Genomic DNA, 22,844 nt, shown 5'->3' with positions numbered 1-22,844 from the left:
CGAACCTGGCCCGGCTGTCCGCTACTTGTGCTTCCGGCGTCTCGAAAGCAACCGTGGCAGGGCGGCCGGGACCGGGCGCCGGGTCGTTGCCGGGGAGGGGAGCGGGGCCGCTGCCAGGTTCTCCTCCGGCAACGGCGATGTCACTCCCGTCGGGGTCAGGCGCAGCACTCTGGACTCCCTCGCCCAGCGGGCCGTCATCGCCTCGCCGTCGGGGGCGTTGAGGCGTTTGCCCTTCAGTTCCGCCACCGCCGCGTCCCACTCCGGGGTGCCGGCGGCCAGTTCCGCGACCGTCGCCGTCCAGGTGACCAGCCGGCCGCCCTTGTCCTTGCTGCGGACGGTGACCTCCGCCGACCCCCCGTCGGCCAGGCCGCCCAACGGCTGCTCGGCGCCGTCGCCGACCAGGCACACGCCTCCGTCGGCCCACGCGTGCCACACCGCACGCGCGGTCGCCGCCCCAGCGCCCCGCACCCAGATGAGGCCGGACTTCTTCGTGGCCTCCTCGACGAGGGCCTGGTCGAGCAGCTCGCTTGTCATGGCGCCCACCCTAGAGCCAGCCGTTGCGCTTCAGGGTGCGGTGGATGCCGAGGCAGATGCAGACCGTGATGCCCATGATCACCGGGTAGCCGTACTTCCAGTGCAGCTCCGGCATGTACCTGAAGTTCATCCCGTACACACCGCAGACCATCGTCGGTACGGCGATGATCGCGGCCCATGCCGTGATCTTCCGCATGTCCTCGTTCTGCGCGACGGACGCCTGCGCGAGGTTGGCCTGGAGGATGGAGTTGAGGAGTTCGTCGAAGCCGACGACCTGCTCCTGGACCCGGGCGAGGTGGTCGGCGACGTCCCGGAAGTACTTCTGGATGTCGGGGTCGACCAGCCGCATGGGGCGTTCGCTCAACAGCTGCATGGGGCGCAGGAGCGGAGAGACCGCGCGCTTGAACTCCAGCACCTCGCGCTTGAGTTGGTAGATCCGTGCCGAGTCGACGCCTCGGGAGACGCCGCCCCTGCGGCCCGGCGTGAAGACCTCGGTCTCCACCTCGTCGATGTCGTCCTGCACCGCGTCGGCGACCGCGACGTAACCGTCCACGACGTGGTCGGCGATGGCGTGCAGCACGGCCGAGGGGCCCTTGGCGAGCAGCTCGGGGTCGTCCTGGAGCCGGTGCCGCAGCGCCCGCAGCGAACCCTGTCCGCCGTGCCGGACGGTGATGAAGAAGTCCCGGCCGGTGAAGCACATGACCTCGCCGGTCTCCACGACCTCGCTGTTGGCGGTGAGCTGGTCGTGCTCCACGTAGTGGATGGTCTTGAAGACGGTGAAGAGGGAGTCGTCGTACCGCTCCAGCTTGGGGCGCTGGTGGGCCTGGACCGCGTCCTCCACGGCCAGCGGGTGGAGCCCGAACTCGCTCGCGATACCGGCGAATTCGGCCTCGGTCGGCTCGTGCAGGCCGATCCACACGAAGCCGCCGTCCCGGCGCACCAGCCGCATCGCCTCGTGCGGGGTGAGCGGCTTGCCGGTCTGGATCCGGGCGCCGTCGCGGTAGACGGCGCAGTCGACGACGGCCGACGGCGTACCGGGGTCGCGAGTGGTGTCGTACGCGCCGTTGTCCGGACGCAGGCTCTTGCGCAGCGAGGGGCGGGAGGGGCGGACCACGGCACGGAGGTCGCGGATCATCGACATGGGCAGGCTCCTTCGCGACAGGCAGCGGAAGACCGCGGGCGAACGGGTGGAACTACCCGGAATGGGGACGTCCTGACTGCGGATGTTTGGCACGTCCACAAAGCGGGGAGCACCGCACCGTTGCGGTGGTGACTTCGCTACTGATTCAGATCAGACGAACGGATCCCGACAGATCCGGAACGGACCGGTCAAAGGGATCAGGCAAGCGAAACGAAGTGCTCTTCCGAACGACAACGCGCACAAGAAGGCGGCAGCCAGCCAGAGAAGAAATTTCAGAGGCCGGAAGAGCGAGTGGTACTGCACGGGTGACTTCGATCCATGACAGCCCCACCTCCTCCAGCCGGTCCCTCGTAAGGGAGTCCTGTCGGCGTCGGGGTCTGACCGCGACGCACTGCGTGCTGCCCCGAACCGCCGCGGCCAGAGTAGCAGTAGCCCTCAGTGTCAAGGCGCCGCTTTGCCCGGTACTGACGAGTTCTATGCTCACGACATGGCTGAAGTTCTTCCTCTGGTCGAGGCCCGGTTGACCACCGCACTGGGTGAACCGGACGCGCGCGCGGCGGTCACCTTCCTCGGTACGGACCGCATCGAGGTGCTCCGGTTCCACGAGGACCTCCAGGGCGAGAACGTCGTCCGCTACGCGACGCTCGGCATGTCCGCGCACCCCATGGCCGACCCCACCGCGATGGTCGCGGACCCCGTCGAGGGACCGCGTGCCGAACTGGTCCTGTCGGTCCGGGCCGGGCTCGCCGAGACCGACAAGGTGCTCCGCGCGCTCGCCGTACTCGCCGCGTCCCCGCAGGTGGAGGGCCTGGTCGTGACGCCGGGCGGGTCGCTGGACGTCGGCGGCCCGCTGTGGCCGGGCGCGCCCTTCACCTCGGTCCTGGTCGGCGAGCCGGGCGGTCTCGTCGAGGATCTGCAACTGGACGAGCCCCTCGATCCCGTGCGGTTCCTGCCGCTGCTGCCGATGACGCCGAACGAGGCCGCCTGGAAGCGGGTGCACGGCGCCGGGGCGCTCCAGGAGCGCTGGCTCGTGAACGGGACGGACCTCCGGGACCCGCACCGCGGTTCCGTCCCGCTGGACTGACCGGGCAGGTGAGCAAGCTCACCAAGCGCCGCGCGGAGGACGTCAGTTGGCAAAGTCCCCCGGGGCGGGCGTCGCACCGGCGGAACGTGGGCGGTGGCGGCGCCCGCGTACGGGATCCGTGCGGGACCCGTACGGGATCCGTGCGGGAGGGGCGCCCGCCGGCGCGGAAGGTCTCGCACGGATGGCTGTGCATCCGGGAGATCACGTGCGCTGGACGGGTGATCGTCCTTGACGTGGGCGATTCAGGGTAGGACCGTGGGGCTCTATGAGGGGCGAACCCAGTTGCCCGAAGTGTGGTGGCCGGGTCAGGGCTCCCGGACTCTTCGCCGACACCTGGCAGTGCGACGTGCACGGGACCGTGCATCCGGTACAGCCCGTGATCCCGCCCAGCGTCGAGGCCCTCGGTGTGGTGGTGCACCGCACCCAGGTCCCGGTGTGGATGCCCTGGCCGTTGCCGGTCGGCTGGCTGTTCACGGGTGTGGCGTGCGCCGGTGACGACCGCAGCGGGGGGCGCGCGACCGCCGTCGCCTGCTCCGGACCCGCGCCGCTCGGCGGCATAGGGGAGATGATCCTGGTCGCCGAGGAGCTGGGGGTCGGACTCGGGGCCCGGTACGCGGGGATCGACGGGCCGGATCCGGGACCGTACATGAGCGTGGAGAAGCCGCCGCAGGCGAAGGTGCTGGCCGCCGGGCGGCCCACACCGCTGTGGCATGTCTCCGGTGCGCCCGACGACCGGGCCGTCTTCGCGGGCGAGGCCCGGGGGCTGTGGCTGTGGGCGGTGGTCTGGCCCGAGCAGACCGGCTTGCTGATGTACGACGAACTGGTGCTGACGGATCTGCGGGACGCGGGGGCCGAGGTGGACCTGGTGCCCTGCGGGGCGCTGTCGCCGCGTCTGCTGGAGCCGTAGGGGGTGTGCCGTACGTGGGCGGCTTGGGCGGCTGCGGCGCCGTGGGGGCTGGTCGCGCAGTTCCCCGCGCACCTGGGTGGGACCTGTGCTGTGCCTGTATGGGGCACCCCCCGCTTTGGGGTGTGACAAGGGCACCCCCTGCCGGCCGTTATCCTTGACGCGTCCCCTTCCGTCGCGTCCCGCTGGAGTCCGTGTCGTGCGCATCGATCTGCACTGCCACTCCACCGCCTCCGACGGTACGGACACCCCGGCCGAGCTGGTGCGCAACGCCGCCGCCGCCGGTCTTGACGTCGTCGCGCTGACCGACCACGACACCACCCGGGGGTACGCCGAGGCCGTCGCCGCGCTGCCCGAGGGGCTCACCCTGGTCACCGGGGCCGAGCTGTCCTGCCGTGTCGACGGTGTCTCCATGCACATGCTGGCCTACCTCTTCGACCCCGAGGAGCCCGCTCTGCTCGCCGAGCGCGAGCTGGTCCGGGACGACCGGGTGCCGCGCGCCCAGGGCATGATCGCCAAGCTGGACGCGCTGGGGGTGCCGGTCACCTGGGAGCAGGTGAAGCGGATCGCCGGGGACGGTTCGGTCGGGCGGCCGCATGTCGCCTCCGCGCTCGTCGAGCTCGGCGTCGTGCCGACCGTGAGCGACGCCTTCACCGAGGAGTGGCTGGCCGACGGCGGCCGGGCCTTCGTGGAGAAGCACGAGACCGATCCCTTCGAGGCGATCCGGCTGGTCAAGGCCGCCGGTGGAGTGTGCGTGTTCGCGCACCCCGCGGCCGCCAAGCGCGGGCGTACGGTGCCCGAGTCGGCGATCGCCGAGCTGGCCGCGGCCGGGCTCGACGGCATCGAGGTCGACCACATGGACCACGACGAGGACACCCGGGTACGGCTGCGGGGGCTCGCCGGGGACCTGGGGCTGCTGGTCACGGGCTCGTCCGACTACCACGGCAGCCGCAAGACGGTGACGCTGGGCGAGTACACCACCGACCCCGAGGTGTACGGCGAGATCACGCGCCGGGCGACGGGCGCGTTCCCGGTGCCGGGGACCGGCGGGATCTGAGGCTCCGACCTCGCACGCCCACCTCCGCTTTCTCCCGCAAGGCCAGTAGCACACCCATGTTCGATCTCGCCGTCTTCGGCTCCCTCTTCCTGACCCTCTTCGTCATCATGGATCCCCCCGGGATCACCCCGATCTTCCTCGCCCTCACCGCCGGCCGGCCCGGCAAGGTGCAGAAGCGGATGGCCTTCCAGGCCGTGTGCGTGGCGGCCGGTGTGATCACGGTCTTCGGGCTCCTCGGCCACCAGATCCTCGACTACCTGCACGTCTCCGTGCCCGCGCTGATGATCGCGGGCGGGCTGCTGCTCCTGCTCATCGCCCTTGACCTGCTCACCGGCAAGAACGACGAGCCGAAGCAGACCAAGGACGTCAACGTGGCGCTGGTGCCGCTGGGCATGCCGCTGCTGGCCGGTCCCGGCGCGATCGTGTCGGTCATCCTCGCCGTGCAGAAGGCCGACAGCGTGGCCATGCAGGTGTCCGTGTGGACCGCGATCCTCGCCATCCACGCCGTGCTGTGGCTGGTGATGCGCTACTCGCTGCTGATCATCCGGGTCATCAAGGACGGCGGCGTGGTCCTGGTGACACGACTCGCGGGCATGATGCTCTCCGCGATCGCCGTGCAGCAGATCATCAACGGTGTCACCCAGGTGATCAAGGGCACGTGACGGGCGCGGGCGCGGGTCCCGCAACGCAGAGCCCCCGTACGGCATCGGTGCCGTACGGGGGCTCTGAAGACTGTGCGGTGCTCCGCGTGTCATGTCGTCGTGGTTGCTGTCCGTCTTCTCGTGTCGCGTCGTCCTGTTGCGAAGCCTCGTGAAGCCCGCGTCACGCGGCTCTCGTCACGAAGCCTGGGTCTCGGCCGGTCGGATCCACAGGCGCTGCCCCACGGCGGCGGCCTGCTGGACGATCCTGCTGACGGAGGCGGCGTCCACGACAGTGCTGTCCACGGTGGTGCCGTCGACCTCGTCGAGTCGCATGATTTCGAAGCGCATGGCCTCTCCCTTCGTCGTCGTGTTCCGTCTGAGTCAACGACTTGCGTGTTACAAACATTCCCTACGCTAAAGAAATTTTTCGAACGTCTAATTACCGACTGGTACCAGTCTCAGGGAGACTGACCGGGACCGGTTGTGTTCGCAGCGTGACCGCCGGGACAATGGAGGCGATGAACGACGACCTCGCTCCCCTCCAAGCCCGTATCGACCGCACGAACGAGCTGCTCACCCGCATGCTCGCCGAAGTGGCGAAGACGCCCTCGACCCATGCGATCTTCGTCGACGCGGGCTACCTCTACGCGGCCACGGGCCGGCTCGTCGCCGGGACGGAGGACCGCCGTGCCTTCGACCTCGACGCCGAGGGACTGATCGAGGCGCTCATCGACAAGGCGCGCCAGATCTTCGCCGACAGCCGGCTGCTGCGCGTCTACTGGTACGACGGCGCCCGCCGCCGCATCCACACCGCCGAGCAGCAGACCATCGCCGAACTCCCCGACGTCAAGGTCCGCCTCGGCAACCTCAACGCCAACAACCAGCAGAAGGGCGTCGACTCCCTGATCCGCACGGACCTGGAGTCACTCGCCCGGCACCGCGCCATCAGCGACGCGGCCCTGCTCGGCGGCGACGAGGACCTGGTCTCGGCGGTCGAGGCCGCCCAGGGCTACGGCGCCCGCGTCCACCTGTGGGGCATCGAGGCCCCCGAAGGCCGCAACCAGGCCGAGCCGCTGCTCTGGGAGGTCGACAGCCAGCGCACCCTCGACCTCGAGTTCTTCAAGCCGTACGTCTCCAGGCGCGCCGCCCCCGCCTACGAGGCCGGCACCACCAGACCCACCCGCGAGGACGTCCGTTTCATCGGCGCGCAGATCGCGGCGAAATGGCTGTCCGCACGGGGCCGCGAGGCGCTCGTCGAACTGCTGCCCGGCCACCCCTACCTGCCGGGACCCGTCGACCAGGACCTCCTCGTCGAGGCCGAGGGGATGCTCCAGTACTCCCTGCGCGGCCAGGCCGACCTGCGCCGCGCCCTGCGGGACGGCTTCTGGGAGCACCTTCAGACGCAGTACTAGTGACTGTCCCAGAAGGTGGCGATCGCCTCGGCGGTGGGGGCCGGCCGGTCGGTGTTGGGCGAGTGCTCCGCCCCCTCGATGACGGTCCGGCGGGCCCGCAGCCGCGACGCCATGTCGTCCAGCAGCGGTACCGGCCAGGTGTCGTCCCGGGCGCCCGACAGGACGTGGAACGGCAGCGGTACGGCGGCGAGTTCCGCGACCCGGTCCGGCTCGGTGCACAACTGGCGGCCGGTGGCGATGAGTTGGGCCGGCTTGTTGCCCAGCCAGCGGCGCCGCAGATCCTCGCCGTCCTCCGCGCCCCCGTCCGGCGCGTCGGGCTCCTCCAACTCCTCCGGCGCCTCCATGGCCTGTATGGCCTCCCACACCTCGGCCATCGACATCACGGCGAGCCCGTCCCGCAGCAGCTTCACGCGCTGCTGCTGCGAGGAGGAGATCTGCGCCGGGCCTGAGGACATCAGCGTCAGTGAGCGGAACGGTGTGCGGTCCAGGAGCACGGCCGCGCGCGCGATCTGGCCGCCGAGGGAGTGCCCCAGCAGGTGCACCGGACGGCCCGCGCCGACCACCGCCGCCTGTGCGAGCACGTCCCGCGCCAACTCCTCCTGGGCGTACGCCGATTCGTCGTCCGCGGGCCCGTCCGACTCGAACTGCCCGCGGCCGTCCACGGCCACCGTCCGGTACCCGCGCCGGCCCAGCGCCTCGTGCAGCGGGTTGAAGTCCTCCTTGCTCCCGGTGAACCCGGGCAGCAGCAGCGCGACGCCCCTGGACCCGACCCCGTCGGCCACGGGCGCGTCGACGACGGCGAACTCACCCCGGTCGGTGGCGAGCGCATACGCACGGGCACCGGCGGGCGGGACGAAGGTACGAGGCCTGCTCATGGGGGAGAGGGTATCCGCAGCGAGGTGACCGACCGGGAGCCGGTGGGTGAATCCCGGCACCGGGACGAGCCGAGCGCCGCCCAGGGGCGTCGGCTCGGGTTGTGCCAGGTGGGGAGGGGCGCGGCGGGGCTGCCGGGAGGGCGAGACGACGGGCGGTGCGACGGCGGGCGACGGGGGGAGCCCCGCGGAAACGCCGACGGCCCGGACCACACGAGGTGGTCCGGGCCGTCGGCGTGGCGTGCTCAGGCCTCGGGGGCCGCGGCGGTCGCCTTCCGGGTGCGGCGGGTCTTCGGCTTCGCCTCCGCGTCGGCCGCCGTCTCGACGGACTCGGCCGCCTTGCGGGTGGTACGACGCCTCGGCTTGGCCTCCGGCTCCTCGGTGGCCTGCGCCGGGATCTCCGCGGTGACGGCGGCCGCCGTCTTGCGGGTGCGGCGGGGCTTGGCCTCGGTGCCCTCGGCGGTGTCGACGGCGGCCTCGGCCACCTTCCGGGTCCGGCGCGGCTTGGGCGCGGCCTCGGCCTCGGCGGCCTCCGGAGCGGCCGCAGCCGTCTTCCGGGTCCGGCGGGGCTTGGGCGTGGCCTCGGTCTCGTCGGCCTCGGGGGCGGCGGCTGCCGTCTTCCGGGTCCGGCGGGGCTTCGCCTCGGCCACTGCCTCGGTCGCCTCCGTCTCGGCGGCGGCTGCCGTCTTGCGGGTGCGGCGCGGTTTGGCCTCGACCGCCTCGACGGTGTCCAGCGCGGCCTCGGCGGCTGTGGCTGCCGCCGTCTTCCGCGTGCGGCGCGGCTTCGGCTCGGCCACGGTCTCGACGACCGCTTCGACGACCGCCGCGGGGGCGGCCGCCTCGGTCACCGGCTCGGCTGTCTTGCGGGTGCGGCGGCGGGTCGGCGCCACCGGGGCCTCGACGGCTTCGACGGCTTCGACGGTGTCCAGCGCGGCCTCGGCGGCTGTGGCTGCCGCCGTCTTCCGCGTGCGGCGCGGCTTCGGCTCGGCCACGGTCTCGACGACCGCTTCGACGACCGCCGCGGGGGCGGCCGCCTCGGTCACCGGCTCGGCTGTCTTGCGGGTGCGGCGGCGGGCCGGCGCCACCGGGGCTTCGGCGGTCTCGGCGGTGGCCTCCGCGGCTTCGGTCACCGGCTCGGCCGTCTTGCGGGTGCGGCGGCGGGTCGGCGCCACCGGGGCCTCGACGGCCTCGACGGTGTCCAGCGCGGCCTCGGCGGCTGTGGCTGCCGCCGTCTTCCGCGTGCGGCGCGGCTTCGGCTCGGCCACGGTCTCGACGACCGCTTCGACGACCGCCTCGACGGCTGCCGCCTCGGGAGCAGCGGCCGTCTTACGGGTGCGACGGCGGGCCGGGGCCGCCGGTGCCTCCTCGGCCACCGGGGCCTCGACCACCGGCGCGGCCACCTCCGCCACCGGCGCGGTCTCCGCGGACCCGCGGGTGCGACGACGGCGCGGCTGCTCCGGCGCGGCCGGTTCGATCACGGCCTCGACCGTCTCGACGACGGCCTGCGGCGTCACGGTCACCGGGGCGGCGGCCGCCACCGGCTCCTGGGACGCCCCGTTGCGCGTACGGCGACGGCGGCGCGGGGTCCTGGTGGCCGTCGGCTCCGACGCCGCGACCGCGTCGTCGGCGGAGACGGGCGCCGCGGATCCGGCGGACGGCGCCGTGGACGCCGTACCGGACGCCTGCTCCAGGGCCGTACCGCCGCGCGTGCGACGGCGGCGGCGCGGGGTGCGGGCCGGGCGCTCGCGCTCCTCGGAACGGGCCTCGGCGCGGGGCTCGGGGCGACCGCCCCGGCCACCGCGACCGCGGCCACCGCGGCCACCGGTCTCGCCCAGGTCCTCCAGCTCCTCCGCCTCCAGCCCGGCGCGGGTGCGCTCCGAGCGCGGCAGGACACCCTTGGTGCCCGCGGGGATCTTGAGGTCCTCGAAGAAGTGCGGGGAGGTCGAGTAAGTCTCCACCGGGTCCGGGAACTTCAGGTCCAGCGCCTTGTTGATGAGCTGCCAGCGCGGGATGTCGTCCCAGTCGACGAAGGTGATCGCCGTACCCGACGCGCCGGCGCGGCCGGTACGGCCGACCCGGTGCAGGTACGTCTTCTCGTCCTCGGGGGACTGGTAGTTGATGACGTGCGTGACGCCCTCGACGTCGATGCCGCGCGCGGCGACGTCGGTGCAGACGAGGACGTCCACCTTGCCGTTGCGGAACGCGCGCAGCGCCTGCTCGCGGGCGCCCTGGCCCAGGTCGCCGTGGACGGCCCCGGAGGCGAAGCCGCGGCGTTCGAGCTGCTCGGCGATGTCGGCGGCGGTGCGCTTGGTGCGGCAGAAGATCATCGCGAGCCCGCGGCCCTCGGCCTGCAGTATGCGCGCGATCATCTCCGGCTTGTCCATGGAGTGCGCGCGGTAGACGAACTGCGCGATGTTCGCGACGGTCGCGCCCTCGTCGTCCGGCGCGGTGGCGCGGATGTGGGTGGGCTGGCTCATGTACCGGCGCGCGAGACCGATGACCGCGCCCGGCATGGTCGCCGAGAACAGCATGGTCTGGCGCTTGGCCGGAAGCATGCCGATGATCTTCTCGACGTCGGGCAGGAAGCCCAGGTCGAGCATCTCGTCGGCCTCGTCGAGGACGAGCGACTTGATGTGCTTGAGGTTGAGCTTCTTCTGGCCCGCGAGGTCGAGCAGGCGGCCCGGGGTGCCGACGACCACGTCGACGCCCTTCTTCAGGGCCTCGACCTGCGGCTCGTAGGCGCGGCCGCCGTAGATGGCGAGAACGCGTACGTTACGGACCTTGCCGGCCGTCAGCAGGTCGTTGGTGACCTGCGTGCAGAGCTCGCGCGTGGGGACGACGACGAGCGCCTGCGGGGCCTCGGTGAGGGCCTCGGGGGCGGCGCGGCCGGCCTCCACGTCGGCGGGGACGGTGACGCGCTCCAGGAGCGGCAGACCGAAACCGAGGGTCTTGCCGGTGCCGGTCTTGGCCTGGCCGATGACGTCGGTGCCGGACAGGGCGACCGGGAGCGTCATCTCCTGGATGGGGAAGGGGTTGATGATGCCGACGGCTTCCAGGGCCTCGGCGGTCTCGGGAAGGATTCCGAGTTCACGAAACGTCGTAGTCAGGGTGCTGCCTCTTCTGTGTGTCGCGGCGCGAGGCGAGCGCGGGGGTCTTTGACGGACCGTGCCGGGGGACGTCGGCTGCCTTACGTGCGGGCCGTGGGGGGCACGCCGTAGTGCACGGGACCTCTGCCGACGCTCTAGCGCTCGTACCGCTGAGGGTGTGTCCCTCCGGTCGTCGTACGCACAGTGCCGTACGAGCCGGGAGGGCTGTCGGGTCGGAGCCGATCGGGCCACCGACCGGGCATCCTCATACGTGCAGCCTGTCGAGGTACGTCGAAAATCGACGGCGTACCAGCAGGCGCATTACCACCATACCCCGGAATCGTGCACATGCGATGGCCGATTTGGTCACGTCGTGGTAGTCACAGTGGTTGACCAGGGGCTTCGCGGAGACTTCCCTCGGCTTCTCCGGGACTTCTCAAGGCTCCGGTGGGCTCTGGCGGGGCTCCGGTCGGGCGTCGGCGGGGCCCAGGCGAGGCTCCGGCGGGACTTTCCCCAGGGTTTCGGAGGGCTCCCCCGGGGTTTCCGAGGGCTTCCGCGGGGTTTCGGAGAGCTTCTGCGGGGTTTCTCCCGGAATCCCTCGGGCTTTCCCTGCGCTCCTCCAGTGTCTGCTCAGGGTCTGCTCAGGGTATGCCCCAGGGGTTGCCCAGGGCTTCCCCGGGACGGCGGGCGGGCTATTGTGCGCTTCATGACGAGCTCTGACAAGCCTGAGACCGCCTCCGCCGAACCGACCGGTGTCGCCGCCCAGGACTGGGCGCAGGCGGCCGCCGACCCGCACTACCGTGCCGCGGTCGTGGACCTGCTCGGCGCGCTCGCGTACGGCGAGCTCGCGGCGTTCGAGCGGCTCGCGGAGGACGCCAAGCTGGCGCCCTCACTGGTGGACAAGGCCGAGCTGGCGAAGATGGCGTCGGCGGAGTTCCACCACTTCGAGCGGCTGCGGGGCCGGCTGACGGAGATCGGCGAGGACGCGACGCAGGCGATGGAGCCGTTCGTCGCGGCCCTCGACGGCTTCCACCGGCAGACGGCGCCGTCGGACTGGCTGGAGGGCCTGGTCAAGGCGTACGTCGGCGACTCGATCGCCAGTGACTTCTACCGGGAGGTCGCGGCCCGCCTCGACTCCGACACACGCGAACTGGTGCTGGCCGTCCTCGACGACACCGGGCATGCCGGGTTCGCGGTGGAGAAGGTGCGGGCGGCCATCGACGCCGACCCGCGGGTGGGAGGCCGACTGGCCCTGTGGGCGCGGCGGTTGATGGGCGAGGCGCTGTCGCAGTCGCAGCGGGTGGTCGCGGACCGGGACGCGCTGTCGACCATGCTGGTCGGAGGCGTGGCCGACGGGTTCGACCTCGCCGAGGTGGGGCGGATGTTCTCGCGGATCACCGAGGCGCACACCAAGCGGATGGCTGCGCTGGGGCTGGCGGCGTAGCGCTCTGCGGGGGCGGTTCGGGAGTTGCGCTGCGCGGTTTCAGGCCGGTGGGGCTGGTCGCGCAGTTCCCCGCGCCCCTTACGGGGCGCTTCAGCCGGGGTCTCGCAAAATTCGAAGGCGCCTGACCGACTACGCCGGGATCGATCGTCGCCGGAGTCGGCGGCCCGCCGGGCGGAGCAGCAGGGAGAGCGACGCCGCCGAGACGATCGCCGCGCCCAGCAGAGTGACCAGGACCGCGCCGGGGCCGAGTGCGCTGTGGGTGACGAAGTCGCCGAAGAGGGCTCCCGCGACGCCCGTGGAGAACACCAGGGGGCGGGCCGGGAGCCGGTGGGACAGGCGACTGGTCGCGGCCCACGACAGGACCACGCCGAGCAGGGCGGATCCGAGTACTTCCAGGAGCATCACGAGGGGTCCCTCCCACGGCCTGCCGGTGCTTCACGGTCGTAGCCCGTCATACCCGTGACCTGCGGAATGCAATCCTCCTCTGTGGACGACTTGTGGGCCACATGTGGAGGGCCCCTCCGGCGGGCCCGGCAAGCCGGAGGGGCCGGGCGGACACATGTCCACCCGGCCCCTCCGTGCTGCTGCGCCGCTGCGGTCAGACCGCGCTGAAGCCGACCTTGCGCACCGTCGGCTCACCGAGCTCGATGTACGCCAGGCGGTCCGTCGGGACCAGGACCTTGCGGCCGCGCTCGTCCTCCAGGGACAGCACCTGTGACTTGCCGGCCAGCGCGTCGGCGACGAGGCGCTCGACCTCCTCGGCGTTCAGACCGCTCTCCAGAACGATCTCGCGGGGCGCGTGCTGCACGCCGATCTTGACCTCCACGGCTATGTCCCTCCGACGGTCATTGAAGTGCGCGACCTTCCGCGCCGTACGCTGCACACATTAGCCCGGTGAGGGGACGTACACGCTGCGCGCGTGCACGCCAGGAGCGAACAGCGAACGGGAATTCCCCGCGGTGCCGTCAGTGCGAGGAGTCGAGCGCGTGCAGCGGGAAGCCCGCGATGCCGCGCCACGCCAGCGAGGTCAGCAGCTGTACCGCCTGGTCGCGCGGGACGGTGCGGTCGCTGTGCAGCCAGGAACGGGCCACCACCTGGGCGAGGCCGCCGAGGCCGGAGGCCAGCAGCATCGACTCGGCGCTCGGCAGGCCGGTGTCCTCGGCGATCACCTCGCAGATCGCCTCGGCGCACTCGTTGGTGACCTTGTCGACGCGCTCGCGCACCGCGGGCTCGTTCGTCAGGTCGGACTCGAAGACCAGGCGGAACGCCCCGCCGTCGTCCTCGACGTACGCGAAGTACGCGTCCATGGTGGCCCGCACCCGCTGCTTGTTGTCCGTCGTCGACGCGAGCGCGCCGCGCACCGCCTGGATCAGCGCCTCGCAGTGCTGGTCCAGCAGGGCCAGGTAGAGGTCGAGCTTGCCCGGGAAGTGCTGGTAGAGGACCGGCTTGCTGACGCCGGCCCGCTCGGCGATGTCGTCCATCGCCGCCGCGTGGTACCCCTGCGCGACGAACACCTCCTGGGCAGCGCCCAGCAACTGGTTCCGTCGGGCACGGCGCGGCAGGCGAGTGCCCCGCGGGCGTGCCGCCTCTGTCTGCTCGATGGCTGTCACGCCGCGCCTCCCAAAGTTTGTCCACGTGCGGATCGCTCCGCGCGGCCATCGTACTTTTCGGTAACCGTGCTGTGCGCGGTGCGAGCGCAGAATTTCACGTACCGGACGACGGCGAAAGCCGCACCGGTAAACGCGGACAGGCCAGGTGGGCCCGCCGGAGGCCGTCGCGGTCAGCGGTAGTCGTCCTCGTCGAGGGAGACCACCCGTGCCTGTTCGATGAGATCGGCCTCGTTCGCGCGGTCCGCGTCCACCCCGGTGAGCGGGTCGTCGTGGGACGGCGTGACGTCCGTGTGCTGCTCGGCCGCGTCGCCCTCAGGGGCCTCGACACCGATCTCCGGGGCGTCCTCCGCCTCCAGATAGCCGAGTACGTCGGGGTCGGTGGGGTCATGGCTCATGGTGGGCTCCCTTCCTTCGAACATCCCCGGCGGAAGCGGGGGGCCACAAACGGGTGCCCTGCCTACGAGCGTAGGAGACACCGGAAGCGGACGCTATGCCGTCCGGCGCGGTCCACCCTTCGCCCCGCCCCTCGCCCCGCCCTTCGGCTCGCTCAGCCGCGGCTCGCCGGGCGATCCTGTGATGGCGAACACATGAATCACTGTGTGATCGTCTCGTAACATTGGCGCATGTCTTCGACCGAGCTGCCCGCCGTGCCGCCCACCAGCGTGCTCCCCGAGGCGGCGGCAGTCAGAGTCGCGGAGGGCGAGCGGCTGCGGTCGGTGGGACTGCCCGGCGTCACTCTCTCGGTCCGTTCGCGGCCGCCCGCGCGCGCGGGCCTGCCGCCCGCGCTGTTCATCCACGGGCTCGGCGGTTCCTCCCAGAACTGGTCGCAGCTGATGGAACGGCTCGAAGGCGTCGTGGACGGCGAGGCGGTCGACCTGCCGGGCTTCGGCGACTCGCCGCCGCCGGACGACGGCGACTACTCCGTCACCGGGCACGCGCGCGCGGTGATCCGCTATCTCGACGCGGCCGGCCGCGGACCCGTCCACCTCTTCGGCAACTCCCTCGGCGGTGCCGTCGCCACCCGCGTCGCCGCCGTCCGCCCGGATCTGGTCCGCACCCTGACGCTGGTCTCGCCGGCCCTGCCGGAGCTGCGCGTCCAGCGCACTGCCGTGCCGACGGTCATCCTCGGCGTCCCCGGCATCGCCGGGCTCCTCACCCGCACGACCGGCAAGTGGACCGCCGAACAGCGGGTACGGGGCGTGCTGGCCCTCTGCTACGGAGATCCCGGCCGGGTGACGCCCGAGGCGTTCGAGCACGCCGTGGAGGAGCTGGAACGGCGGCTGCGACTGCCGTACTTCTGGGACGCGATGGCGCGCTCCGCGCGCGGGATCGTCAACGCGTACACGCTGGGCGGCCAGCACGGGCTCTGGCGCCAGGCCGAGCGCGTCCTCGCCCCGACCCTGCTGATCTACGGCGGCCGCGACCAGCTCGTCGGCTACCGCATGGCCCACAAGGCCGCGCGCAGCTTCCGCCACTCCCGGCTGCTGTCGATGCCGGACGCCGGGCACGTGGCGATGATGGAGTACCCGGAGGCGGTGGCCGGGGCGTTCCGTGAACTCCTCGCGTCTGCCGACGCGTCGGGCGGCGGCCCGGTCGTACCGGGCGCGGGGAGCTGAGGGGCGGGTGGGGCGTCACAGCCGCCGCGGTCCGGCACCCAAGGACGACCCCGCGGACATAGCCAACGTGCCCGCGGCCCGGCAGCGGGCCCCGGGAGACGCGCAGCGCGGGCCTGCGGTGCCCGCGGTGCCGCGTCCGGCCGACGGGACACCCACGGGCGGGTCCCCGCGGCTCACGAACGACACACCGGCCCGCGGCGTACCTCACCACCCGGACGGAACCCCTGCGCACGGCGTTCCCCGTTTCCCGGACGGGACCTCTGCGCACGGCGCTCCCCGTTTCGCGGACGGAACCCCTGCCCACGGCGTCCCCCGCCTCCCGGACGGAACCCCTGCCCACGGCGTCCCCCGCCTCCCCGACGGGACCCCCGCGCACGGCGTTCCCCGAGTTCGTGGCGGGCACCCCCAGCAGCGTGAAGCGGGCGGTGGCTGGGGCGGCCTGGGTGGGTCGGACGGGGCTGCCGGTCCTGCCGTACCGCGGCAGCGGCAGGGTGGGCCCGGAAGGCCGCGACAGGACTACGTCGACGCCTTCGACGAGGACGTCGACGTCTTCGCGCCGCGCCCCGGTATCGGCGCCCAGCGGGCGGAAACGTATCCGCCCGGCCCTGGTCCGCACACGTCCGCGCTCGCGTCCGGCGCCGTCGGCGGTACTGCCGACGGCGCCGCCGCGCCCGTCGGCGGGCCCGCGCAGCCCAAGGGCGGCAAGGGCCGGACCTTCGCCGGGATCGCGGCCGCCGCCGTCACCACCGTGCTCGCGGTGATCGTCGCCGGGCAGGTCGTCGACGGCCGTGACGGCGGCGCCGCGGGGTCGCAGTCCGCCGCGGGCGGGACCCGGGCCACCGAGGGCGCCGCCTCCCGCGGAAACAGCCGGACGACACCGTCCGCCTCCTCCGCCGCCGCCTCGCCGAGCGTGGCCACGCTGTCGTACGAGCAGGCGATGGGCGAGAAGTACCCGCTCAGCGCCAAGCTGGCCGGATCCGGGAAGTTCACCACCGTGCCAGGGAGCGCGAAGGCGCCGGGCAAGGGGCGCAAGTACACCTACCGCGTCGACGTGGAGCAGGGGCTCGGACTGGACGGGAAACTGTTCGCCGAAGCCGTGCAGAAGACGCTCAACGACGAGCGCAGCTGGGCCCACGACGGCGCCCGTACCTTCGAACGCGTCTCCTCCGGCAAGCCCGACTTCGTGATCACGCTCGCCAGCCCCGGCACCACCGCGAAGTGGTGCGCCAAGTCCGGTCTCGACACGACCGAGGACAACGTGTCCTGCGACTCGGCGTCCACGGAACGCGTCATGATCAACGCGTACCGGTGGGCCCAGGGCAGCAAGACCTACGGTGACAAGATCCACGCCTACCGGCAGATGCTGATCAACCACGAGGTCGGCCACCGGCTCGGCTACGGCCATGTGACCTGCGACAAGGACGGCGAGCTGGCGCCGGTCATGCAGCAGCAGACGAAGTTCCTCGACCACGACGGAATCCACTGTCTGCCCAACCCGTGGCCCTACCCCAAGAGTTGACAGGTGGCTCATACATCACATTGACATGGGCAGAAAGTTCGTACATATTTCTGGGCATGTCGTCCCTTCACGCCTCCGCGCGCGCCGCCATCGAGCTGGCGCTCATCGGCGTGACCGCGCTCTGCGTGGCCGACATCCACTGTCGCTGACGCCCGCCCTCAGGCGTTCGCGTCGCGATCTCCTTCTGTTGCCGTGACTTGGGTCACGGCTCTTTCGACGACCTGACGCCAGGGCAGACGTCTGTTCACTTTCGTCTCACTCCTCGTCAATCTGTCTCATCAGTCGAGACTTGCCTTCCGAGAGGTCGTCATTCCGATGCGTCACCCGTCCGTGAACAGCGCCCGCGCGGCGTACGTTTCGCTCGCCCTGGTCGTGGCGGCGGGCGCCGCCGCCTGCGGGCCGAAGGACAACGATGCCAACGGCTCCAGTGGCGACTCCACGCCGCACAAGGGCGGCACGCTCACCGTCCTGAACTCCGACCCCCAGACGGACTTCGACCCGGCCCGCCTGTACACCTCCGGCGGCGGCAACGTGCCCTCCCTGGTCTTCCGTACGCTCACCACCCGCAACCGCGCGGACGGCGCCGCCGGCACCAAGGTCGTCCCCGACCTGGCCACCGACACCGGGCGGGCCAGCAAGAACGCGACCGTGTGGACGTACACCTTGAAGACGGGCCTCAAGTACGAGGACGGGACGCCGATCACGTCCGCCGACATCAAGTACGGCATCGAGCGTTCCTTCGCCCCCGAGCTCTCCGGCGGCGCGCCCTACCTGCGGGACTGGCTGGTCGGCGCCGCCGACTACCAGGGGCCGTACAAGGACAAGAAGGGCCTGTCGGCGATCGAGACGCCGGACGACCGCACCATCGTCTTCCACCTGAACAAGCCCGAGGGCGAGTTCCCGTTCCTGGCCACGCAGACGCAGTTCACGCCGGTCCCGCAGGCCAAGGACACCGGCACCAAGTACGAGGAGCACCCGGTCTCGTCCGGCCCCTACAAGGTCGTGAAGAACGAGAACGACGGCGAGCACCTGGTCCTGGAGCGCAACAAGTACTGGTCCGCCTCCGTCGACGACCAGCGCAAGGCGTACCCCGACAAGATCGACGTGCAGTCCGGTCTCGACTCGTCCGTCATCAACCAGCGGTTGTCGGCGTCCCAGGGCACGGACGCCGCCGCGGTGACGACGGACACCAACCTCGGTCCGGCCGAGCTCGCCAAGGTCACCGGCGACAAGGAACTCGCCGCACGCGTCGGCACCGGCCACTTCGGCTACACGAACTACATAGCGTTCAACCCGAAGGTCAAGCCGTTCGACAACCCCAAGGTGCGGCAGGCGATCTCGTACGCCGTCGACCGGTCGTCCGTGATCAACGCGGCGGGCGGCAGCGCCCTCGCCGAGGCCGCGACCACCTTCCTGCCCGACCAGAAGTCCTTCGGCTACACGCCGTACGACCTCTTCCCGGCGGGTGCCACCGGCAACGCGGCCAAGGCCAAGGAGCTGCTGAAGGAGGCCGGTTACCCGAACGGGCTCACCGTCACGCTGACCCACGACAACGCGCAGAACTTCAAGACGAGCCCCGAGATCGCCACCGCGATCCAGGACGCTCTGAAGAAGGCCGGCATCACGGTCAAGCTCCAGGGCCTGGAGGACAACAACTACTCCGACACGGTCCACAGCGTGAAGACCGAGCCGGGCTTCTTCCTCGCCGCGTGGGGTGCCGACTGGCCCTCCGGCGGTCCCTTCCTCGCCCCGATCTTCGACGGCCGGCAGATCGTCAAGGACGGCGCCAACTTCAACGCCTCCCAGCTCAACGATGCTTCGGTCAACTCCGAGATTGACGCGATCAACAAGTTGACCGACCTTGACGCGGCCGCCAAGCGGTGGGGCGCGCTGGACAGGAAGATCGGCGCGCAGGCCCTGACCGTGCCGCTGTTCCACCCGGTCTACAAGCGGCTCGTCGGCAAGGACATCAAGAACGTCGTGATCAGCGACTGGACCGGTGTCCTGGACATCTCCCAGGTCGCGGTGAAGTAGCGCCGTGAGCGAGGCACTTGTCGCCACCCAGGCCCCCGAGGCGTCCGCCTCGGGGGCTTCGGGGGCTCGTCGGTTCTGGCGCCGGCTGCGCACGCAGCGGGCCGCCACGGTCGCAGCGGGCATCGTCGCGCTGCTCGTCCTGGTCGCGCTCGCCGCGCCCCTGCTCACCACCCTCGAGGGCCAGGACCCGACCACGTACCACCCGTCGCTCATCGACTCCGCGCGCGGCGGTGTGCCGACGGGCTCCCTCGGCGGCATCTCCGGCCGGCACTGGCTGGGCGTGGAGCCGCAGACCGGGCGTGACCTGTTCGCGCGGCTGGTGTACGGCGCGCGGGTCTCCCTGGGCGTCGCGTTCTCGGCGACCGTGCTCCAGGTCGTCATCGGGTTGGTCGTCGGGGTGGCGGCCGCGCTCGGTGGTGGATGGATTGATCAAGTGTTGAGCCGGATCACGGACATCTTCGTCGCGCTGCCCCTGATGATCATGTCGCTGGCGCTGCTCGCGATCGTGCCGCAGAGCTTCCCCCGGCCCGTCCTGGTCACCCTCGTCATCGGACTCATCTCCTGGGGCAACATCGCGAAGATCGTGCGCGCCCAGACGCTCACCCTGAAGGGGCTCGACTACGTCGCCGCCGCGCGGCTCAGCGGCTGGGGTGCCTGGCGCATCGCCCGCCGTGAACTGCTGCCCGGGCTGGCCGCGCCGGTCATCACGTACGCCTCGATCCTCATCCCGGTCAACATCAGCGTCGAGGCGGCCCTGTCCTTCCTCGGCATCGGGGTGAAGCCGCCGACGCCCTCCTGGGGCCAGATGCTCACCGCCGCCGACGTCTGGTACCAGGCGGCCCCGCAGTACCTGCTGCTGCCGGCCGGCGCGCTGTTCGTGACCGTGCTCGCGCTGACCGTCCTCGGCGACGGCGTCCGCACCGCCCTGGACCCGCGCGCCGCCTCCCGGCTCGGCGTCGGCACCGGCCGCACGCGCGCGGCCGTGACGACGTCGACCGCGACGTCGACCGCGACGTCGACATCGACGGCGACGGCGACCGCGGCGGCCAAGGAGGAGTCCGAGTGAACGGCTTCGGCGGCTTCCTGATGCGCCGCACCATCGGCACCCTCGCGACCCTGCTGGCCATCTCGGTCATCGTCTACGTCGTCTTCTACGTCACCCCGGGCAACGTCGCCCAGATCACCTGCGGCCCGCGCTGCTCCCCGGAGCAGGTGCACCAGGTGGCCCAGCAACTGCACCTCGACGACCCCCTGTACGTGCGCTACTGGCACTTCCTCCAGGGCCTGGTCGCCGGCCAGGACTACTCCACCGGCACCTCCGTCGAGCACTGCTCGGCGCCCTGCCTCGGCCTCTCCTACCAGACCGACCAGCAGGTCCTGAGCATCATCCTGACCAGGCTTCCGGTCAGCCTCTCGCTGGTGTTCGGCGCGATGGTGCTGTGGCTGGTCCTGGGCGTCGGCACGGGCGTGCTCTCCGTCTGGCGGCGCGGCCGGCTCACCGAGCGGGTGCTGACCGGCCTCACGCTGGCCGGCTGGGCCACGCCGGTCTTCGTCATCGGCCTGGTCCTGATGATCGTCGTCTGCGGCGAACTGCAACTGCTGCCCTTCCCGCAGTACGTGAAGTTCACCGACGACCCCGAACAGTGGGCGTGGAACCTGCTGCTGCCCTGGCTCTCCCTCGCCCTCATCGAGTCCGCCTCGTTCGCCCGGATGACCCGCGCGTCGATGCTGGAGACCCTGGCCGAGGACCACATCCGCACCTTCCGCGCCTATGGCGTCGGCGAGCGTTCGATCGTCGGGCGGCACGCCCTGCGCGGGGCGCTCGCGCCGGTCATCGCGCTGAACGCCAACAACTTCGGCTCGGCCGTCGGCGGTGCCGTGCTCACCGAGACGCTGTTCGGACTGCCCGGCCTCGGCCAGGAACTCGTCCACGCCGTCAGCGTGGTCGACCTGCCCGTCGTCGTCGGCATGGTCCTGGTCATCGGGTTCTTCGTGGTCCTCGCCAACGCCGTCGCCGACGTGCTGTACGCGGTGGCCGACCGACGGGTGGTACTGACGTGAGTCTCGTCCGAGTCACTGATCTGACCGTCGAGTTCGGCGGCCTGCGGGCCGTGGACGGGCTGTCGTTCACCCTGGAGCGCGGCGCCGCCCTCGCGCTGGTCGGTGAGTCCGGCTCCGGCAAGTCCACGGTCGCCTCGGCGCTGCTGGGCCTGCACCACGGCACCGGGGCGCGGGTCGGCGGCTCGATCGAGGTCGCCGGCACCGACGTACAGGCCGCCTCCGACGGCGAACTGCGGCGGCTGCGCGGCGCGAAGGCGGCGATGGTCTTCCAGGACCCGCTGTCGTCCCTCGACCCGTACTACGCGATCGGCGACCAGATCGCCGAGGTGTACCGCGTGCACACGCGCGGGTCGCGCAGAGCCGCACGCGCGCGTGCCGTGGAGGTGCTCGACCGGGTCGGCATCCCGGATTCCCCGCGCCGGTCCCGGTCCCGCCCGCACGAGTTCAGCGGCGGCATGCGCCAGCGCGCGCTGATCGCCATGGCGCTCGCCTGCGAGCCCGAGCTGCTCATCGCCGACGAGCCCACCACCGCTCTCGACGTGACCGTCCAGGCCCAGATCCTCGACCTGCTGCACACCCTGCGCGAGGAGACCGGCATGGGCCTGCTGCTCGTCACCCACGACGTGGGCGTCGCCGCCGAGAGCGTCGACGATGTGCTCGTCATGCGGCACGGGCGCGTGGTCGAACAGGGGCCGGTCGTCGGCGTGCTCGGCGCGCCCGCGCAGCCGTACACCCGGGAACTGCTCTCCGCCGTCCCGCGCGTGGACGCGGTGCGCGCGCCCTCACAGGTGTCCGACGAGGTCGTCCTGGAGGCGTCCGGCCTGCGCCGCGAGTTCGGGCGCGGGAAGCGCGCGGTCACGGCCGTGGACGACGTGACGCTGACCGTGCACCGGGGCGAGACCCTCGGTGTCGTCGGCGAGAGCGGCAGCGGCAAGACCACCCTCGGCCGGATGCTGGTCGGACTGCTGGAGCCGACGGCGGGGGAGGTCCGTCACGACGGACACGCGCGCGTGGGCGTGAACCCGGCCGTCCAGATGGTCTTCCAGGACCCGGTGTCCTCCCTCAACCCGCGGCGCAGCGTCGGCGAGTCGATCGCCGACCCGCTGCGCGCGCGGGGTGAACGCGACGAGGGGCGCATCCGGGAGCGCGTGACAGAACTGCTGGAGCGCGTGGGGCTCGAAGGGGCGCACTACCAGCGCTATCCGCACGAGTTCAGTGGTGGCCAGCGCCAGCGCGTGGGCATCGCGCGGGCGCTCGCGGCCGACCCGCGCGTCATCGTCTGCGACGAGCCGGTCTCCGCGCTGGACGTCACCACCCAGGCCCAGGTCGTCGCCCTGCTCGGCGAACTCCAGCGTGAACTCGGGCTCGCGCTCGTCTTCGTCGCCCACGACCTCGCCGTCGTACGCCAGGTCAGCGACCGGGTCGCGGTCATGCGCCGCGGCCGGATCATCGAGACCGGGCCCGCCGACGAGGTCTACGACCATCCGCGGGACCCGTACACCAGGCAACTCCTGGCCGCCGTACCCGCCCTCGACCCCGAGGCCGCGGCCCGGCGGCGGGCGGCGCGCCGGGAACTGGCGTCGGCGTGACGTTTCCGCAGATCTGCGCGCCGATCCGGGCGTGACGTTCCGCCGTCACATGATTGCCTAGCGCGACCGAACGCGTCCTGCACGGGAAAGTTACGACCGTTCACCCCTTTTGGTGGCGCGATGGACAACCGTCCATCGCGCCACCGCCTTGTCCGCATACGTTCGTCCCGCTGCGAGCCACCGAGCCACGGTGGCTCCCATACGGGAGATCGATCGGGGGTGCACGCGTGCGCATCGGAC

The 22,844-nt window shown here is 71.7% G+C and carries 22 protein-coding genes; 13 read left to right on the top strand and 9 right to left on the bottom strand.

Going from position 1 to position 22,844, the window contains the following annotated elements; genetic code table 11:
• Positions 1-21: 21 nt before the first annotated feature.
• Together IEZ11_RS38525 and IEZ11_RS38520 are read right to left on the bottom strand one after the other, a co-directional pair.
• Complete coding sequence (locus IEZ11_RS38525) at positions 22-534, bottom strand: hypothetical protein (protein WP_189267669.1); 513 nt, start codon at positions 532-534, stop codon at positions 22-24.
• A gap of 10 nt (positions 535-544) precedes the next feature.
• On the bottom strand, positions 545-1,675 hold the full coding sequence (locus IEZ11_RS38520; RefSeq protein ID WP_189267668.1) for a magnesium and cobalt transport protein CorA: 1,131 nt from the start codon (positions 1,673-1,675) through the stop codon (positions 545-547).
• A gap of 487 nt (positions 1,676-2,162) precedes the next feature.
• On the opposite strand from IEZ11_RS38520, the gene IEZ11_RS38515 reads away from it, so the two are divergent.
• The 4 genes from IEZ11_RS38515 to IEZ11_RS38500 all read left to right on the top strand — a co-directional run bounded on the left by IEZ11_RS38515 (position 2,163) and on the right by IEZ11_RS38500 (position 5,382).
• Complete coding sequence (locus tag IEZ11_RS38515; protein ID WP_189267667.1) at positions 2,163-2,759, top strand: suppressor of fused domain protein; 597 nt, start codon at positions 2,163-2,165, stop codon at positions 2,757-2,759.
• Positions 2,760-3,024: 265 nt separating this feature from the next.
• On the top strand, positions 3,025-3,666 hold the full coding sequence (locus IEZ11_RS38510) for a DUF6758 family protein (RefSeq protein ID WP_189267666.1): 642 nt from the start codon (positions 3,025-3,027) through the stop codon (positions 3,664-3,666).
• Between the two features lie 196 nt (positions 3,667-3,862).
• Complete coding sequence (locus IEZ11_RS38505; RefSeq protein ID WP_189267665.1) at positions 3,863-4,720, top strand: PHP domain-containing protein; 858 nt, start codon at positions 3,863-3,865, stop codon at positions 4,718-4,720.
• 56 nt (positions 4,721-4,776) lie between these two features.
• Positions 4,777-5,382: a MarC family protein gene (locus tag IEZ11_RS38500; protein ID WP_189267664.1), complete on the top strand. Its 606-nt coding sequence runs from the start codon at positions 4,777-4,779 to the stop codon at positions 5,380-5,382.
• A gap of 174 nt (positions 5,383-5,556) precedes the next feature.
• Here the strand turns inward: IEZ11_RS38500 and IEZ11_RS38495 are convergent, their stop codons facing one another.
• Positions 5,557-5,709 carry a DUF8834 family protein gene (locus IEZ11_RS38495; RefSeq protein ID WP_089098921.1) on the bottom strand — a complete coding sequence of 51 codons (153 nt, stop codon included), beginning with the start codon at positions 5,707-5,709 and terminating at the stop codon, positions 5,557-5,559.
• Positions 5,710-5,879: 170 nt separating this feature from the next.
• Between IEZ11_RS38495 and IEZ11_RS38490 the strand changes: the two genes are divergently transcribed.
• Entirely contained in the window at positions 5,880-6,773 is an 894-nt protein-coding gene (locus IEZ11_RS38490; protein ID WP_229713621.1) for an NYN domain-containing protein, read from the top strand.
• Here IEZ11_RS38490 and IEZ11_RS38485 read toward each other — a convergent pair.
• Both IEZ11_RS38485 and IEZ11_RS38480 read right to left on the bottom strand, forming a co-directional pair.
• Entirely contained in the window at positions 6,770-7,648 is an 879-nt protein-coding gene (locus IEZ11_RS38485; RefSeq protein WP_189267663.1) for an alpha/beta fold hydrolase, read from the bottom strand. The two genes, IEZ11_RS38490 and IEZ11_RS38485, sit on opposite strands and share 4 nt — an antisense overlap.
• A gap of 242 nt (positions 7,649-7,890) precedes the next feature.
• Complete coding sequence (locus IEZ11_RS38480) at positions 7,891-10,659, bottom strand: DEAD/DEAH box helicase (protein ID WP_189267662.1); 2,769 nt, start codon at positions 10,657-10,659, stop codon at positions 7,891-7,893.
• Positions 10,660-11,428: 769 nt separating this feature from the next.
• Between IEZ11_RS38480 and IEZ11_RS38475 the strand changes: the two genes are divergently transcribed.
• The gene (locus IEZ11_RS38475; protein ID WP_189267661.1) at positions 11,429-12,175 is read left to right on the top strand and encodes a ferritin-like fold-containing protein; all 747 of its coding nucleotides are present in this window, start codon (positions 11,429-11,431) and stop codon (positions 12,173-12,175) included.
• A gap of 129 nt (positions 12,176-12,304) precedes the next feature.
• On the opposite strand, the gene IEZ11_RS38470 is transcribed toward IEZ11_RS38475, so the two are convergent.
• The 4 genes from IEZ11_RS38470 to IEZ11_RS38455 form a co-directional block, all read right to left on the bottom strand.
• Positions 12,305-12,577, bottom strand: a complete 273-nt coding sequence (locus IEZ11_RS38470; RefSeq protein WP_189267660.1) for a hypothetical protein — start codon at positions 12,575-12,577, stop codon at positions 12,305-12,307.
• Positions 12,578-12,773: 196 nt separating this feature from the next.
• Positions 12,774-13,001: a DUF3107 domain-containing protein gene (locus IEZ11_RS38465; RefSeq protein WP_046730492.1), complete on the bottom strand. Its 228-nt coding sequence runs from the start codon at positions 12,999-13,001 to the stop codon at positions 12,774-12,776.
• A gap of 139 nt (positions 13,002-13,140) precedes the next feature.
• Positions 13,141-13,785, bottom strand: a complete 645-nt coding sequence (locus IEZ11_RS38460) for a TetR/AcrR family transcriptional regulator (RefSeq protein ID WP_189267659.1) — start codon at positions 13,783-13,785, stop codon at positions 13,141-13,143.
• A gap of 170 nt (positions 13,786-13,955) precedes the next feature.
• The gene (locus tag IEZ11_RS38455) at positions 13,956-14,180 is read right to left on the bottom strand and encodes an Rv3202a family protein (RefSeq protein ID WP_189267658.1); all 225 of its coding nucleotides are present in this window, start codon (positions 14,178-14,180) and stop codon (positions 13,956-13,958) included.
• Positions 14,181-14,408: 228 nt separating this feature from the next.
• Between IEZ11_RS38455 and IEZ11_RS38450 the strand changes: the two genes are divergently transcribed.
• The 7 genes from IEZ11_RS38450 (at position 14,409) to IEZ11_RS38425 (ending at position 22,604) form a co-directional block, all read left to right on the top strand.
• Positions 14,409-15,401, top strand: coding sequence for an alpha/beta fold hydrolase (locus tag IEZ11_RS38450; RefSeq protein ID WP_189267657.1), 993 nt, complete (start codon positions 14,409-14,411; stop codon positions 15,399-15,401).
• A 7-nt stretch (positions 15,402-15,408) separates the two neighbouring features.
• Entirely contained in the window at positions 15,409-16,920 is a 1,512-nt protein-coding gene (locus IEZ11_RS38445; RefSeq protein ID WP_189267656.1) for a DUF3152 domain-containing protein, read from the top strand.
• Positions 16,921-16,976: 56 nt separating this feature from the next.
• Positions 16,977-17,069: an Ms4533A family Cys-rich leader peptide gene (locus IEZ11_RS52610; protein WP_351321593.1), complete on the top strand. Its 93-nt coding sequence runs from the start codon at positions 16,977-16,979 to the stop codon at positions 17,067-17,069.
• 166 nt (positions 17,070-17,235) lie between these two features.
• Positions 17,236-18,954: an ABC transporter substrate-binding protein gene (locus IEZ11_RS38440; RefSeq protein WP_189267655.1), complete on the top strand. Its 1,719-nt coding sequence runs from the start codon at positions 17,236-17,238 to the stop codon at positions 18,952-18,954.
• Positions 18,955-18,958: 4 nt separating this feature from the next.
• Positions 18,959-20,020 (top strand): ABC transporter permease, encoded by a 1,062-nt coding sequence (locus tag IEZ11_RS38435; RefSeq protein WP_189267654.1) that lies wholly within the window; start codon positions 18,959-18,961, stop codon positions 20,018-20,020.
• Entirely contained in the window at positions 20,017-21,015 is a 999-nt protein-coding gene (locus tag IEZ11_RS38430) for an ABC transporter permease (RefSeq protein ID WP_189267653.1), read from the top strand. Before IEZ11_RS38435 ends, IEZ11_RS38430 begins: the two co-directional genes overlap by 4 nt.
• Positions 21,012-22,604: a dipeptide ABC transporter ATP-binding protein gene (locus IEZ11_RS38425; protein WP_189267652.1), complete on the top strand. Its 1,593-nt coding sequence runs from the start codon at positions 21,012-21,014 to the stop codon at positions 22,602-22,604. The genes IEZ11_RS38430 and IEZ11_RS38425 overlap by 4 nt, the downstream gene beginning before the upstream one ends.
• Positions 22,605-22,844: the final 240 nt, after the last annotated feature.

This window comes from Streptomyces fuscichromogenes (assembly GCF_014645815.1).
GTDB lineage: Bacteria > Actinomycetota > Actinomycetes > Streptomycetales > Streptomycetaceae > Streptomyces > Streptomyces fuscichromogenes.
The sequence above is the reverse complement of the archived record's forward strand: the minus strand, read 5'-3'. Positions and strand labels throughout refer to the sequence as shown.